This window comes from Bacillus sp. 5mfcol3.1 (genome assembly GCF_900114335.1).
In the GTDB taxonomy this organism is placed as follows: domain Bacteria; phylum Bacillota; class Bacilli; order Bacillales; family Bacillaceae_G; genus Bacillus_A; species Bacillus_A thuringiensis_S.
On the sequence record NZ_FOST01000011.1, the window covers coordinates 16,096 to 30,843 of the forward strand.

Here is a 14,748-nt window from a genome sequence, read left to right on the forward strand (position 1 = left end):
AGAGTAAAATAAATAATAAAAGGGTGAAAAGTATGAAAGTTGTTCAAACAAGCAAGGCACCACAAGCGATTGGACCTTACTCACAAGGGATTATTGTAAATAATATGTTTTATAGCTCAGGACAAATTCCATTAACGGAAAATGGGGAGCTTGTAACAGGAGATGTAACAGTACAAACAGAACAAGTATTTCAAAATTTACAAGCGGTATTAGAGGAAGCGGGTGCTTCATTTGATACAGTCGTAAAAACAACAGTATTTTTAAAGGACATGGATGATTTTAATGCTGTGAATGAAGTATATAGCTCTTATTTCTCTACTCATAAACCAGCTCGATCTTGTGTGCAAGTAGCAAAATTACCGAAAGATGTTTCCGTTGAAATTGAAGTAATCGCCCTAGTTAAGTAACCTTTTGTAAGCGATAACCTCCACTAATCTCTATATTCAACTACATTAAAAATTTTTATCTTAAAAATTTTTAAAAAATTAAAGGGAAAATAGAAAATTTGTGGAATTTATACAAATATATCGCTTATTTAGAAAAGGGTGGTGAACACAAGATGGAAGTGACTGACGTAAGATTACGCCGCGTAAACACAGAAGGCCGCATGAGAGCAATTGCCTCTATTACTTTGGACCATGAATTTGTTGTTCATGATATTCGTGTAATTGATGGTAATAATGGATTATTTGTAGCAATGCCAAGTAAACGTACTCCAGATGGAGAGTTCCGTGACATTGCACATCCGATTAATTCTGGTACACGCTCTAAAATTCAAGATGCGGTTTTAACAGAGTATCATCGTTTAGGCGAGTTAGAAGAGGTTGAGTTTGAAGAAGCAGGTGCTTCGTAAAATTCGAATGAAAAGGGCTTTGACGAAAAGCCTTATAATTTTGTAGCAAACTCCTGTAAGCATTTACAGGAGTTTGTTTTTTTTTTTTGCTTTATATTTGAAAATTTCATAATTCATTAACATAAAAAGAAGAAACTACTAATTTTTTCAAAATCATTTTAAATAGTATAGCTTATTTCTTAAAAAAGATACTAAAGAGTAAAACATCTTATAAGAATTATGGTAAAATTTAATAGTTAAAATGTGTTTCTTGAAATATATGATGATTTAGGATAATATCTTTAATGGATAAATAGGTTGCGATGGAGGGTCTATATGTCAAACAGATTTGCAGTGATTCTAGCTGCAGGTAAAGGCACACGTATGAAGTCTAAGCTATACAAAGTGCTGCATCCTGTATGTGGAAAACCTATGGTACAACACGTAGTCGATCAAGTATCTCAATTAGGATTGCAGAAACTTGTAACGGTTGTTGGGCATGGTGCTGAAATGGTACAAGAACAGCTAGGAAACGTAAGTGAGTTTGCATTACAAGCAGAACAACTTGGTACAGCACATGCTGTAGATCAAGCTGCAAGTGTACTTGCAAATGAAGAAGGAACAACTTTAGTTATTTGTGGGGATACGCCGCTAATAACTGCTGAAACGATGGAAGCATTACTTCAGCAACATAAAGAAGCAGGAGCAATGGCGACGGTGCTAACAGCGTACATAGAAGAACCTGCTGGATATGGCCGTATTGTTCGTAATGAGAATGGTCATGTTGAAAAGATTGTTGAGCATAAAGATGCAAATGAGAAAGAATTAGCTATTAAAGAAATCAATACAGGTACGTATTGTTTTGATAATAAGGCTTTATTTGCTTCACTTTCTAAAGTTTCAAATGATAACGTACAAGGTGAATATTACCTTCCAGATGTTATTGAGATTTTAAAAAATGAAGGTCATATCGTATCAGCTTATCAAACAGAGCAGTTCGATGAAACGTTAGGTGTTAACGACAGAGTCGCTCTATCGCAAGCGGAAATTATTATGAAAAACCGTATCAACCGAAAGAACATGGTAAATGGTGTTACAATTATTGATCCAAGTAACACTTATATTTCTGCTGATGCAATTATCGGTAGTGATACAGTTCTTCATCCAGGAACAATTATTGAGGGGAACACTGTAATTGGTTCTGATTGTGAAATTGGACCGCATACAGTAATTCGTGATAGTGAAATTGGAGATCGTACGACAATTCGTCAATCTACTGTACATGATAGTAAACTTGGTACAGAAGTATCGATTGGTCCATTTGCACACATTCGCCCAGATTCAGTTATTGGAGACGAAGTACGCGTTGGAAACTTCGTGGAAATCAAAAAAACTGTCTTTGGTAATAGAAGTAAAGCTTCACACTTGAGTTATATCGGGGATGCACAAGTTGGAGAAGACGTGAATCTTGGTTGTGGTTCAATTACGGTGAACTATGACGGTAAGAATAAATTCAAAACTGTGATTGGTAATGGGGTATTTATTGGATGTAATTCAAACCTTGTTGCTCCAGTAACAGTTGAAGATGGTGCTTATGTGGCAGCAGGCTCTACAATTACAGAGAATGTTCCATCAAAAGCATTATCGGTAGCACGTGCACGTCAAGTTAACAAAGAAGACTATGTTGATCAATTGCTGAATAAGAAAAAATCATAATGTGGAGGGTTAATCTAGATGTCGACTCAATATCTAAATTCTAATTTGAAAGTATTCTCTTTAAACTCTAATAAGGAACTTGCTGAGCAGATTGCAAAGCATATTGGAGTAGGACTAGGAAAATGTTCTGTTGATCGTTTTAGTGATGGAGAAGTTCAAATTAACATTGAAGAAAGTATCCGTGGTTGCGATGTATTCATTATTCAATCTACAAGCTTCCCAGTAAACGAACATATCATGGAATTACTTATTATGATCGATGCATTAAAACGTGCATCTGCGAAAACAATTAATATTGTTATTCCTTATTATGGTTATGCGCGTCAAGACCGTAAAGCGCGTTCTCGTGAACCAATTACATCGAAACTTGTAGCAAACTTGCTTGAAACAGCAGGTGCAACTCGTGTAATCACTCTAGATTTACATGCTCCACAAATTCAAGGGTTCTTTGATATCCCAATCGACCACTTAATGGGTGTACCGATTCTTTCTGATTACTTTGAAACAAAAGGTCTTAAAGATATCGTAATCGTGTCTCCTGATCATGGTGGTGTAACTCGTGCAAGAAAAATGGCAGATCGTCTAAAAGCGCCAATCGCTATTATTGATAAGCGTCGTCCTCGCCCGAACGTATCAGAGGTAATGAACATTATCGGTAATATTGAAGGAAAAACAGCGATTTTAATTGATGACATCATTGATACAGCTGGTACAATTACATTAGCAGCAAACGCTCTTGTTGAGAACGGTGCTTCTGAAGTATATGCTTGCTGTACACACCCAGTATTATCTGGCCCAGCAATTGAGCGTATTCAAAATTCAAATATTAAAGAGTTAGTTGTAACGAACTCTATCGTATTACCAGAAGAGAAGAAAATCGACAAAGTACATGAACTTTCAGTTGCTCCATTAATTGGAGAAGCAATCATTCGTGTATACGAAGAAGAATCTGTGAGTGTATTATTCAATTAATTGGATAGAATGAGACGTAACCAATTTTGGTTACGTCTTTTCGTATCGAAAAAAGAAAGTAGTGGTACAAGAATGAAATTGATAGTAGGACTTGGGAACCCAGGTAGAGAATATGAATTAACAAGGCATAATATTGGATTTATGGCCATTGATGAACTTGCGAAGCGTTGGAACATTTCTTTGAATGAACAAAAATTTAAAGGTGTATTTGGTGCAGGGTTTGTTAATGGAGAAAAGGTAATCTTATTAAAGCCGCTAACATATATGAATTTATCTGGGGAAAGTATTCGTCCACTCATGGATTATTATAAAATTGATGTTGAGGACTTCGTTGTTATGTACGACGATTTAGACATTCCTGTAGGTAAATTGCGTCTTCGCATGAAAGGTAGTGCTGGTGGACATAATGGTGTAAAGTCAACGATTTCGCACCTAGGAACACAAGAATTTCAACGTATCCGTATGGGAATCGATCGCCCGAAAAATGGAATGAAGGTAGTCGATTATGTATTAGGACGCTTTACATCTGAAGAGATTCCGGATGTTAACCATTCTATTGAAAAAGCAGCGGATGCATGTGAAGAGTGGCTAAATAAGCCTTTTCTCCAAATCATGAATACTTTCAATAGTTAAAAATGAGATTGGGAATATTTCTCTTTTGTTTTACCCATACTAGTAGTAATTGAATTTTTAGGAGGCTAGTATGGAAGGGTATTATTATTGCAGACACTGCGGAGGTAATGTAGGCTCCATTAACGCAGAAAAAGTATATAGCGACGTTTTATTTCAACTAACAGAGCAAGAAGTAGTAGAGATGATTCATTTTCATGAGAATGGAAATATATATATAAAAACAATTTGTGAATCGTGTCAAGAAACGCTCGCATCTTATCCTGAGTATTATGAGTATGAAAAATTTCTGCAATAAAATGTTGTCGCTTTGGCATGTCCAAAGCATTTTTCTGTTTTCCTTTTCCAAAATATTTGCATAAAATAGAATGACTTGCTCTTTATGTTGAGAGGAGTTTTAAAAATGATAGGTTTATTAGAGCAATTTTATAAAAATGAAGAGATACAATCGGTTATTAATGGATTAGAAGATGGGTTAAAAGAACAACTTATATCAGGGATGGCAACGTCTTCTCGTTCATTATTAATGGCGGCTTTATATAAAAAAACAAAAAAATCACAATTAATCGTTACACATAACTTATACCAAGCACAAAAAGTACATGAAGATTTAGTGGCGTTACTTGGTGAAAAAGATGTGTGGCTATATCCAGTGAATGAACTGATAGCATCGGAAATTGGGGTTGCAAGTCCAGAATTGAAGGCGCAACGTATAGAAGTGTTAAATCGCTTGGCTGCGGGAGAGAATGGAATCATTGTAGCGCCAGTGGCAGGATTGCGTAGATTTTTACCAATAAAAGAATTGTGGAAGCAAAAGCAAGTTGAAATCAATCTAGGGCAAGAGATTGATTTAGATGCGCTCTTGCATACTTTACATCATATTGGCTATGAACGTAAGTCGATGGTAGAAGCTCCAGGGGAGTTCAGTTTACGCGGGGGAATATTAGATATTTATCCTTTAACTGAAGAACTACCATTTCGTATTGAATTTTTTGATACAGAAGTCGATTCTATTCGATTATTTGATGTGGATGAACAGCGTTCTCAAGGTAAAAAAGAAAGCGTTAGGTTTGGTCCGGCAACAGAGTTTTTATTTTCACAGGAAGAATTAAAATCAGGAATTCAGCATCTTGAAGAAGGTTTGACTAAGACGATGCAAAAACTTTCTGATGATAAACTAAAGACTACAGTGCTTGAGACGGTAAGTCATGAAATTGAGATGTTGAAAAACGGGCAAAGTATAGAACAGATGTTTAAATACTTATCTATTTTCTATAAAGAACCTGCTAGTCTGATAGATTATTTACCAGAAGATGGTGTTGTAATTTTAGATGAGATTTCCCGTATTCAAGAAACAGCATCACATCTTGAAACAGAAGAGGCGGAATGGTATATATCACTTCTTGGTGAAGGAACAATTATTCAAGATTTATCTTTCTCTCACGCATTTGAGGGGTTTCTTCATCATAAAAAAAGAAGTTTTGTATATTTAACGTTATTCTTGCGTCATATCGCACACACACATCCGCAAAATATTGTAAATGTAACATGTAAAACAATGCAAGATTTCCATGGACAGATGAATTTGTTAAAAACAGAAATTGATAGATGGAATGAAGGGCATTTTACGACTGTTGTACTTGGAACAGATGATGAACGTGTGAAGAAATTACAACATATTTTAAGTGATTATGATATTGAGGCAGATATTGTAGAAGGCACAGATATCTTATTGCCTGGAAGGCTACAAATTGCTGTAGGTGATTTACATGCAGGGTTTGAAATGCCGATGCAAAAGCTTGTTGTCATTACTGAAAAGGAGCTTTTTCATAAGAAAGTTAAAAAATCACAACGTAAACAAAAGTTATCGAATGCTGAACGTATTAAAAGTTATTCGGAATTAAAAGTTGGAGATTATGTAGTTCACGTAAATCATGGTATAGGTAAATTTTTAGGTATTGAGACATTAGAGATTAATGGTGTTCATAAAGATTATTTAAATATTAAATATCAAGGTAATGATAAGTTATACGTTCCAATTGAACAAATTGATCAAGTCCAAAAATATGTAGGGTCTGAAGGTAAGGATCCGAAAGTTTACAAATTAGGCGGAAATGATTGGAAAAAGGTTAAAACGAAAGTTGAAAAATCTGTACAAGACATTGCGGATGACCTAATTAAACTATATGCTGAGCGCGAAGCTTCAAAAGGCTATGCATATACGCCAGATACGGCAGAACAACAAGAGTTCGAATCATCTTTCCCATATCAAGAGACAGAGGATCAGTTACGTTCTATTGACGAGATTAAAAAAGATATGGAACGCGGACGCCCGATGGATAGGCTCCTTTGTGGTGATGTAGGGTATGGAAAGACGGAAGTGGCTATTCGTGCGGCATTTAAAGCAATTATGGATGAAAAACAAGTTGCGATTTTAGTACCGACAACGATTCTTGCGCAGCAACACTATGAAACAATTCGAGAGCGTTTTCAAGATTATCCAATCAATATAGGATTATTAAGTAGATTCCGTACGAGAAAGCAACAAAATGAAACGATTAAGGGCTTAAAGGATGGCACAATAGATATTGTAATCGGAACACATCGTATTTTATCTAAAGATGTCACTTATAAAGATTTAGGGCTTCTTATTATTGATGAAGAACAAAGATTTGGTGTGACGCATAAAGAAAAAATTAAACAATTGAAGGCGAATGTTGACGTATTAACATTAACGGCAACTCCGATTCCGCGGACGCTTCATATGTCTATGCTTGGTGTGCGCGACTTATCTGTTATTGAGACACCGCCAGAAAATCGTTTCCCAGTCCAAACGTATGTAGTAGAGTATAATCCAGCATTAATGCGAGAGGCGATAGAGCGAGAGCTTGCAAGAGGCGGTCAAATTTACTTCCTATATAACCGTGTAGAGGATATTGAAAGAAAAGCAGATGAAATTTCGATGTTAGTTCCAGATGCTCGCGTAACGTACGCACATGGGAAAATGAACGAAAGTGAATTAGAGTCTGTTATGCTATCATTTTTAGAAGGACAGCATGATGTTCTTGTAAGTACAACAATTATTGAGACGGGTGTAGATATTCCGAACGTAAATACGTTAATTGTATTTGATGCAGATCGTATGGGGTTATCACAGTTGTACCAGCTTCGTGGGCGTGTTGGACGTTCTAATCGTGTTGCATATGCATACTTTGCCTATAAACGTGACAAAGTGCTGTCAGAAGTTGCAGAGAAGCGTCTGCAAGCAATTAAAGAGTTCACAGAACTTGGATCTGGTTTCAAAATTGCGATGAGAGATTTATCTATTCGTGGAGCAGGTAATTTGTTAGGAGCAGAACAGCATGGGTTTATTGATTCTGTCGGATTTGATCTGTATTCTCAAATGTTAAAAGATGCAATTGAACAGCGAAGAGGAACAGATGGGGCTGAAAATACAGTTAATGTTGAAATTGACTTAGAGGTAGATGCATACTTACCAGATGCTTATATTTCAGATAGTAAGCAAAAAATTATGATGTATAAACAATTTAGAGGTGTTTCTGCAATTGAGGATATTGAAGAATTGCAGGAAGAAATGATCGATAGATTCGGTGATTACCCACAAGAAGTTGGTTATTTATTACAAATTGCAAATATTAAAGTGTTGGCAATGAAAGAACAAATTGAGTTAATTAAGCAGAATAAATTTGAAGTAACATTCCTGTTTTCTGAACAAGCAAGTCAAAATATTGATGGTGGAAAATTATTCATGCTCGGAAATAGTTTTGGGCGTATGATCGGTCTAGGAATGGAAGGATCACAATTGAAAATTGTTATGAAAACAAATGGCTTAGAGACATCGAAGTGGTTAACAATTGCTGAAAATTTATTAAAAGGCTTACCAGATGTGAAAAAAGAAGTAATAAATGCCTAAAATAAGATAAAAAAATACAATTCGACGTGCATAGAAGAACTAATGTGTAAAATACTATGTCTAACAGTTGGTGATTTTTACATGAACAGGTAAATTCACCACTTTGATCATCAGTAGAAAGTGAGGCAGCATTAGAATGAAAGCAACTGGAATCGTACGTCGAATTGATGATTTAGGCAGGGTAGTAATCCCAAAGGAAATTCGTAGAACTTTACGTATTCGAGAAGGAGACCCACTAGAAATATTTGTTGATCGCGATGGAGAAGTAATTTTAAAGAAGTATTCTCCAATTAGTGAACTAGGTGATTTTGCAAAGGAATATGCTGAGGCTTTATATGACAGCTTAGGACATAATGTGCTTGTCTGTGACCGAGATTCTATCATCGCAGTATCAGGCGTATCGAAAAAAGAATACTTAAATAAAAGTGTTGGCGATCTAATCGAAAAAACGATGGAAGAAAGAAAGTCTGTTATTATGACGGACGAAAGTGATATTTCCATTATCGATGGTGTAACAGAAAAGGTTCATTCTTATACAGTTGGACCGATTGTTGCAAACGGAGACCCAATTGGAGCCGTCATTATTTTTTCAAAAGAAGCTATTATAAGCGAAATCGAGCATAAAGCGGTTAATACTGCTGCCAGTTTCTTAGCGAAACAAATGGAACAGTAAGGGTATATTGATTTTAGAAGTAGCAATCTTTCCTAATTATGATCTTTCTTTTTGAGAAATCAATTATTTGGAGATATATGTATATTGAATGAAGGTAGCGCTTTGCTACCTTTTTTCATTGAATATTTTTAACGTGTAGGGACCTAGTATTACCCGTGGTGGTAAGGGAGTTTGTACTTTTCTTTATGATATAATACGAGAGGTGAGAATAGAAAAAGGAGTTTTCTTGTATGGAAGCGAAGAAGTATCAAGCCTTTTGGCGTGGGGCTATTATATTAACGATTGCAAGTTTTGTTACAAAAGTATTAAGCGCTTTTTACCGTATTCCATATCAAAATATAGCAGGGGATATTGGTTTTTATATTTACCAACAAATTTACCCGTTTTATGGATTTTGTTTAATTTTAGCTACTTATGGATTTCCTGTTATCATTTCAAAAATGGTTGCAGAACGACTAGAGTGGGGAAAACAGAGAGAAGCAGAAGAAATTATTTGTGTATCTTTTTGGTTTTTATTAGGAATTGGTTTTATAGGTTTCTTTACATTGTTTTTTGGGGCCGAAACAATCGCGATAGCTATGGGCGATATGCACTTAGATAAGTTGGTACGTGTTATTTCATTTTCGTTCTTATTGATGCCGTTTTTGTCTGTAGCAAGAGGGTATTTTCAAGGGTTCAATAATATGATGCCAACGGCTGTTTCGCAAGTAATAGAACAAACAATTCGAGTTTCTATTATTGTATTTTTATCGCTATTCCTAATTGCTCACGGATTTGATTTATATACAGTTGGTGCAGGGGCTATGTTAGGCTCAATTGCGGGTGGACTTATTGGGATTATTGTACTTATGTTGTATATGCGTCGAGATTTTCGTTCCATATTTTTTAAACGTGTAGCGAGAATTAAGGGTAAAAGGAAGATAATTAAAATCCTTTTTTGGCAGGGATTAGCGATTTGTGTTAGTAATTTAGTGCTTATTTTTATACAGATGGCTGATTCAATGTCCTTGTACACTTTACTTATTGGTGCGGGAGAACAGGCTGAAAGTGCAAAAGTATTAAAGGGTGTTTATGATAGAAGTATTCCGCTAATGCAATTAGGTACTGTTGTGACGACTTCTTTCTCGTTATCACTTATTCCAATTATTACAGCGGCGAAGGAAAGAGGAGATCTTTCCTTTATTCAAGAAAAGGTAAAGTTAGCAATGAAAATAACATTTGTTATTGGATTTGCAGCAGCTATTGGACTAACTTGTATTATTCAACCTACGAATATTATGTTGTTTGAAAATAGTGATGGATCAGATGTTTTATCTATTTTATCTTTATCTATTTTATTTAGTTCATTGTCAATTACGACGGCTTCTATTTTACAAGGGTTGGGACAAACATTTAAGCCAGCATTATTTGTTGTATTTGGAGGTTGCTTAAAGTTAGCGTTAAATTATATATTCATGCCTTATTTTGGTGTGAAAGGGGCAGCCTTAGCGACTTTATGTGCGTTAATCATAATTTCTGGACTAAATAGTTTGTTGCTTATGAGAGCTGTATCAGGGTCACTTATCAATAAGCGAAATATGTTAGGTGTAGTAATTAGTGGTATCTGTATGGGATTTGTATTAATGATGTTCACGCGTGTGTTGCAGATGTCTGGATTAGTAATTGATACGGAACATAGAGCGAGCGCGACGCTTGAAGCGTTGTTAGGTGTAGCCATCGGCGGATTGACATATATGTTTTTTATTTTAAAATTACGTGTATTTACAAAAAAAGAATTAGGAACTGTTATGAAACAAGAGAAAAAAGAAGGTTCATTGAAGAAGAGTGGATAGAGGTGACAGGTTGTGAGTGGAATCATTACTGTTTTAGGTTTAGGTGCTGGTGAATTAGATCAGCTAACGATGGGTGTATATCGAAAAATAAAAGAAGCAGACCATCTGTTTGTTAGAACGAAGGAACATCCGGTTATAGAAGAATTGGAGAAAGAAGGTATACAATATACGGCTTTTGATGCTGTATATGAAGCACATGATACGTTTGAAATTGTATATGAAACAATTGCGAATAAATTGCTAGAACAAGCTGAAGGTACAGAAATTATCTATGCGGTTCCGGGGCATCCACTTGTAGCAGAAAGAACAGTTCAGCTATTGTTGGAAAAAGGAGACGTTTCAAATGTTGAAGTGCGAATTGAGGGTGGACAAAGTTTCCTTGATCCTATGTTTGCAAGCCTAAAAATTGATCCGATTGAAGGATTTCAATTACTTGATGCTACATCATTTGAAAGAGGGCAATTAGAATTACGTCAACATTTAATCTTTTGCCAAGTATATGATGCATTCGTTGCATCTGATGTGAAATTAACATTAATGGAGATGTTGCCAGATGATTATGAAGTGTATATCGTAACAGCTGCAGGAACTTCATTTGAACAAGTAAAGAAGGTACCGTTGTACATGTTAGATCATGAAACGGAATTGAATAATTTAACAAGTGTGTACGTGCCACCTGTTCAGGAGCGTGCGTCCTTGTATCAACAGTTTGATGTTCTTAGAGAAATTATTGCAGACCTGCGTGGTCCAAATGGTTGTCCGTGGGATAAAAAGCAAACGCATCAATCATTAAAGAAATATTTAATTGAGGAAGCTTATGAGGTGTTGGAAGCAATTGATGAAGAGGATGATGATCACTTAGTAGAAGAATTAGGTGATATATTATTACAAGTTATGCTTCATGCTCAAATCGGAGAAGATGAAGGTTGGTTCTCTATAGATGATATCATTCGAACTCTATCTGAAAAAATGGTTCGTCGCCATCCACATGTATTTGGAAATACGGATGTAAACAATGCTGATGAAGTGATTGCCAATTGGGAAGAAATTAAAAAACAAGAAAAAGGATTCGTGAAAGAATCTGTTTTAAATGGCGTTCCTAAAAGTTTGCCGCAGTTACTACGCGCCTTTGAAATTCAGAAGAAAGCTGGTAAGGTTGGATTTGATTGGGTTGATGTGCAGCCGATGATAGAGAAAGCTTTGGAAGAATGGCAAGAGTTCCAACAAGAAGTTACAAACATGGATGAGGAAAAGATGCTAGGTGAGTTTGGTGATTTACTATTTGCATTTGTTAATATAGCCCGTCATTACAAAATAGATCCAGAAGAGGCGTTACGTTCAACTAATGAGAAATTTACTGGTCGTTTTTTATACATGGAGGCAAAAGTAGCTGAAATGAATAAAGAGATGGAAGATTTATCATTAGAACAGTTAGATGTTTTATGGGAAGAAGCGAAACAAACAGAGCGTTAATAGGGGGATTTGATATGCGTCTAGATAAGTTTTTAAAAGTGTCACGTTTAATTAAAAGAAGAACATTAGCGAAAGAAGTAGCTGATCAAGGAAGAATATCTATTAATGGTCAAGTGGCAAAAGCGAGTTCTGATGTGAAAGTAGCTGATGAATTAACAATTCGTTTTGGTCAAAAAATAGTGACTGTAAAAATAAATGAATTGAAAGAAACAACTAAAAAAGAAGATGCAGCAAATATGTATAGCTTAGTTCGTGAAGAAAAAGTAAAAGCGGAAGAAGGCTTGTTCTAAAATCATGTATCCCCTCATACATTACTATTAGCTAGTAAAAACCTATGGGGGGATTTACGTGAATAATGGTTACTCACCTACGTCTTCTAATCAACAAAATGTTTCTGTAGAACATGACATTATTATGCGTGGCAGGCGTATAATTGATATTACCGGTGTGAAGCAGGTAGAGAGTTTTGATAGCGAAGAGTTTTTGCTAGAGACCGTAATGGGTTTTTTAACGATTCGTGGTCAAAATTTACAAATGAAAAATTTAGATGTAGAAAAAGGTATTGTGTCGATTAAAGGGAAAGTTAATGAGATGCTGTATATTGATGAAAATCAAGGAGAAAAAACTAAAGGTTTCTTTAGTAAGTTGTTTAAATGAGTCTAACAATTCAGTTGTATACAATGCTTTCAATGATTGGAATGGGTGCTTGGATTGGAGCGTCTTTAGATACATATCAACGTTTTTTAAAGCGCCAAGAACGTAAACGTTGGCTTGTATTTATACAAGATATATTATTTTGGATTGTCCAAGCATTATTCGTCTTTTATGTATTGCTTCTCGTAAATGAAGCTGAACTACGTATATATGTGTTTTTGGCATTGTTATGTGGTTTTGCGGCATATCAAAGCTTACTGAAAGCACTATACATGAAGCTGTTAAATTTTCTCATCTATATTTTTATGCAAACAACATATTTTTTTGTTCGAATTATACAGCTACTCATGATAAAACCTGTTATTATTATAGCGCAGCTATTTATTGCATTTATATTATTCTTATTTCGTATACTGCTTTCAATTGGACATGTGTTATGGAAAATTGTGATTTGGATATTACTTTTCATATGGAAAGTTTTTTTCTGGCCTGTTCGATTTATTGCTTCGCTCATATGGAAACTTCTCCCTAATCGTGTTAAACTTTTTATAGTGAAACATATAGGGTTCCTGCAATATATAGCAAAATTGAAGGGACATATCTTCCAAATATGGGAGCGTATAAAAAAGAAGTTAGGGGGACCTCGGAAATGAGGGAACTGAGACAAAGAACAATCGAAAAACAGAGTCCAAATCCTGTTAAAGAGCATATAATACAAACGGATGAGAACAGGAAGCGACTTTATCGCCGTTTAGCGGTTTTTCTTGTCTTTACTTTTACAATTATTGCGAGTATTAGTGTAACGTTTTATCAACAAAACAGTTCCATTAAAGCAAAAGAAGCAAAAGTTAAGGACATGAAAAAAGAACTGGATTCATTAACGAATAAAGAAAAAAGTCTAAAAGACGAAGTTCAAAAGTTAAATGATGAAGAGTACGTATTAAAGATTGCTAGAAGGGATTATTTCTTCTCTGGTAAAGGGGAGATAATTTTTCCTGTTTCGAAGTAGAGTATGTCTTATTGACACTATATTTTAGGATTATATATAATAAAGTAAAATTTGACTTTTTAACCACTAAGGAGGAGCATTTTTTTTATGTCAATCGAGGTAGGCAGCAAGTTACAGGGTAAAGTAACAGGTATTACAAATTTTGGGGCTTTTGTGGAGCTGCCAGAAGGCTTAACTGGTCTTGTTCATATTAGTGAAGTTGCTGATAACTATGTAAAAGATATTAACGATCACTTAAAAGTGGGCGACCAAGTAGAAGTAAAAGTTATTAATGTTGAAAAAGATGGAAAGATTGGTTTATCTATCAAAAAAGCGAAAGAACGTGAAAAAACAGAAGGAGATCGTCCACGCGGTGAATACCAACGCGGTGGTGATCAACAACGTTCTGGACGTCCACAACGTAATAATCGCTCTTTCAACAGAGATAATCGTGGTGGCGGTAACGACCGAGCTCCAAAAGAAACATTTGAGCAAAAGATGGCACGCTTCTTAAAGGATAGCGAAGATCGTTTAACTTCTTTAAAGCGTAACACAGAGTCTAAACGTGGTGGCCGTGGCGCACGTCGCGGATAATAAGGCCGTTTAGTTTTTAACATATAGAGAGGTACCCAGAGTGATGGCTCAGGGTGCTTTTTTATATGTGAAAATATATTTTAAAAAAGTTTTCAAGATGTGTTGACTTTAAATAATATCTGATGTAAGATAATAATTGTCCGTTAAATAAGACGACATGGCGGTGTAGCTCAGCTGGCTAGAGCGTACGGTTCATACCCGTGAGGTCGGGGGTTCGATCCCCTCCGCCGCTATATTTATTTTAACGGCCCGTTGGTCAAGTGGTTAAGACACCGCCCTTTCACGGCGGTAACACGGGTTCGAATCCCGTACGGGTCATCTAAAAAGATCATGCAAATTTGCATGATCTTTTTTTGTTAAATGGATTAAGACATACAACACTTCTACAAAATCACCCTATATTTTCTGAATATTTAATTAAAAAATCAAGGATAACTTACATACCGTGTA

15 protein-coding genes and 2 tRNA genes are annotated in these 14,748 nt (G+C 35.6%); all 17 read left to right on the forward strand.

Translation table 11 applies throughout. The features are described from left to right. Positions 1–32 precede the first annotated feature (32 nt). Complete coding sequence (locus tag BM089_RS27435; RefSeq protein WP_000869823.1) at positions 33–407, forward strand: RidA family protein; 375 nt, start codon at positions 33–35, stop codon at positions 405–407. 152 nt (positions 408–559) lie between these two features. Further along, a complete protein-coding gene (spoVG, locus tag BM089_RS27440) occupies positions 560–853 on the forward strand; it encodes a septation regulator SpoVG (RefSeq protein ID WP_000454041.1) in 294 nt (97 codons plus the stop codon). Positions 854–1,168: 315 nt separating this feature from the next. After that, on the forward strand, positions 1,169–2,548 hold the full coding sequence (gene glmU, locus BM089_RS27445; protein WP_053563253.1) for a bifunctional UDP-N-acetylglucosamine diphosphorylase/glucosamine-1-phosphate N-acetyltransferase GlmU: 1,380 nt from the start codon (positions 1,169–1,171) through the stop codon (positions 2,546–2,548). Positions 2,549–2,566: 18 nt separating this feature from the next. Then, positions 2,567–3,520, forward strand: coding sequence for a ribose-phosphate diphosphokinase (locus BM089_RS27450; RefSeq protein WP_000107420.1), 954 nt, complete (start codon positions 2,567–2,569; stop codon positions 3,518–3,520). A gap of 72 nt (positions 3,521–3,592) precedes the next feature. After that, a complete protein-coding gene (gene pth / locus BM089_RS27455; RefSeq protein ID WP_000767702.1) occupies positions 3,593–4,153 on the forward strand; it encodes an aminoacyl-tRNA hydrolase in 561 nt (186 codons plus the stop codon). A 70-nt stretch (positions 4,154–4,223) separates the two neighbouring features. Then, entirely contained in the window at positions 4,224–4,448 is a 225-nt protein-coding gene (locus tag BM089_RS27460; RefSeq protein WP_000399438.1) for an anti-sigma-F factor Fin family protein, read from the forward strand. Positions 4,449–4,553: 105 nt separating this feature from the next. Next, positions 4,554–8,084, forward strand: coding sequence for a transcription-repair coupling factor (gene mfd / locus BM089_RS27465; protein WP_000579684.1), 3,531 nt, complete (start codon positions 4,554–4,556; stop codon positions 8,082–8,084). Positions 8,085–8,220: 136 nt separating this feature from the next. Continuing rightward, on the forward strand, positions 8,221–8,757 hold the full coding sequence (gene spoVT / locus BM089_RS27470) for a stage V sporulation protein T (RefSeq protein ID WP_000648306.1): 537 nt from the start codon (positions 8,221–8,223) through the stop codon (positions 8,755–8,757). Between the two features lie 230 nt (positions 8,758–8,987). Then, a complete protein-coding gene (locus BM089_RS27475; protein WP_090978608.1) occupies positions 8,988–10,589 on the forward strand; it encodes a putative polysaccharide biosynthesis protein in 1,602 nt (533 codons plus the stop codon). 12 nt (positions 10,590–10,601) lie between these two features. After that, complete coding sequence (mazG, locus tag BM089_RS27480) at positions 10,602–12,062, forward strand: bifunctional methyltransferase/pyrophosphohydrolase YabN (RefSeq protein WP_000014278.1); 1,461 nt, start codon at positions 10,602–10,604, stop codon at positions 12,060–12,062. Positions 12,063–12,076: 14 nt separating this feature from the next. Continuing rightward, positions 12,077–12,352 carry an RNA-binding S4 domain-containing protein gene (locus BM089_RS27485; protein ID WP_001234876.1) on the forward strand — a complete coding sequence of 92 codons (276 nt, stop codon included), beginning with the start codon at positions 12,077–12,079 and terminating at the stop codon, positions 12,350–12,352. Positions 12,353–12,410: 58 nt separating this feature from the next. Continuing rightward, the gene (yabP, locus tag BM089_RS27490) at positions 12,411–12,719 is read left to right on the forward strand and encodes a sporulation protein YabP (RefSeq protein WP_001059104.1); all 309 of its coding nucleotides are present in this window, start codon (positions 12,411–12,413) and stop codon (positions 12,717–12,719) included. Continuing rightward, positions 12,716–13,369: a spore cortex biosynthesis protein YabQ gene (gene yabQ, locus BM089_RS27495; protein WP_000059781.1), complete on the forward strand. Its 654-nt coding sequence runs from the start codon at positions 12,716–12,718 to the stop codon at positions 13,367–13,369. Before yabP ends, yabQ begins: the two co-directional genes overlap by 4 nt. Beyond that, positions 13,366–13,725 carry a cell division protein DivIC gene (divIC, locus tag BM089_RS27500; protein ID WP_001208739.1) on the forward strand — a complete coding sequence of 120 codons (360 nt, stop codon included), beginning with the start codon at positions 13,366–13,368 and terminating at the stop codon, positions 13,723–13,725. Before yabQ ends, divIC begins: the two co-directional genes overlap by 4 nt. Positions 13,726–13,812: 87 nt before the next feature. Then, positions 13,813–14,298: a S1 domain-containing RNA-binding protein gene (locus BM089_RS27505; protein ID WP_000021451.1), complete on the forward strand. Its 486-nt coding sequence runs from the start codon at positions 13,813–13,815 to the stop codon at positions 14,296–14,298. 159 nt (positions 14,299–14,457) lie between these two features. Continuing rightward, positions 14,458–14,531, forward strand: a tRNA-Met gene (locus tag BM089_RS27510). Positions 14,532–14,544: 13 nt separating this feature from the next. After that, positions 14,545–14,616 (forward strand) — tRNA-Glu (locus BM089_RS27515). The last annotated feature ends 132 nt before the right edge of the window (positions 14,617–14,748 follow it).

Bases quoted from the DNA above. Each gene is read 5' to 3' on its own strand.
- BM089_RS27435 (WP_000869823.1), top strand. From the start codon at position 33: ATGAAAGTTGTTCAAACAAGCAAGGCACCACAAGCGATTGGACCTTAC.
- spoVG (WP_000454041.1), top strand. From the start codon at position 560: ATGGAAGTGACTGACGTAAGATTACGCCGCGTAAACACAGAAGGCCGC.
- glmU (WP_053563253.1), top strand. From the start codon at position 1,169: ATGTCAAACAGATTTGCAGTGATTCTAGCTGCAGGTAAAGGCACACGT.
- BM089_RS27450 (WP_000107420.1), top strand. From the start codon at position 2,567: ATGTCGACTCAATATCTAAATTCTAATTTGAAAGTATTCTCTTTAAAC.
- pth (WP_000767702.1), top strand. From the start codon at position 3,593: ATGAAATTGATAGTAGGACTTGGGAACCCAGGTAGAGAATATGAATTA.
- BM089_RS27460 (WP_000399438.1), top strand. From the start codon at position 4,224: ATGGAAGGGTATTATTATTGCAGACACTGCGGAGGTAATGTAGGCTCC.
- mfd (WP_000579684.1), top strand. From the start codon at position 4,554: ATGATAGGTTTATTAGAGCAATTTTATAAAAATGAAGAGATACAATCG.
- spoVT (WP_000648306.1), top strand. From the start codon at position 8,221: ATGAAAGCAACTGGAATCGTACGTCGAATTGATGATTTAGGCAGGGTA.
- BM089_RS27475 (WP_090978608.1), top strand. From the start codon at position 8,988: ATGGAAGCGAAGAAGTATCAAGCCTTTTGGCGTGGGGCTATTATATTA.
- BM089_RS27485 (WP_001234876.1), top strand. From the start codon at position 12,077: ATGCGTCTAGATAAGTTTTTAAAAGTGTCACGTTTAATTAAAAGAAGA.
- yabQ (WP_000059781.1), top strand. From the start codon at position 12,716: ATGAGTCTAACAATTCAGTTGTATACAATGCTTTCAATGATTGGAATG.
- divIC (WP_001208739.1), top strand. From the start codon at position 13,366: ATGAGGGAACTGAGACAAAGAACAATCGAAAAACAGAGTCCAAATCCT.
- BM089_RS27505 (WP_000021451.1), top strand. From the start codon at position 13,813: ATGTCAATCGAGGTAGGCAGCAAGTTACAGGGTAAAGTAACAGGTATT.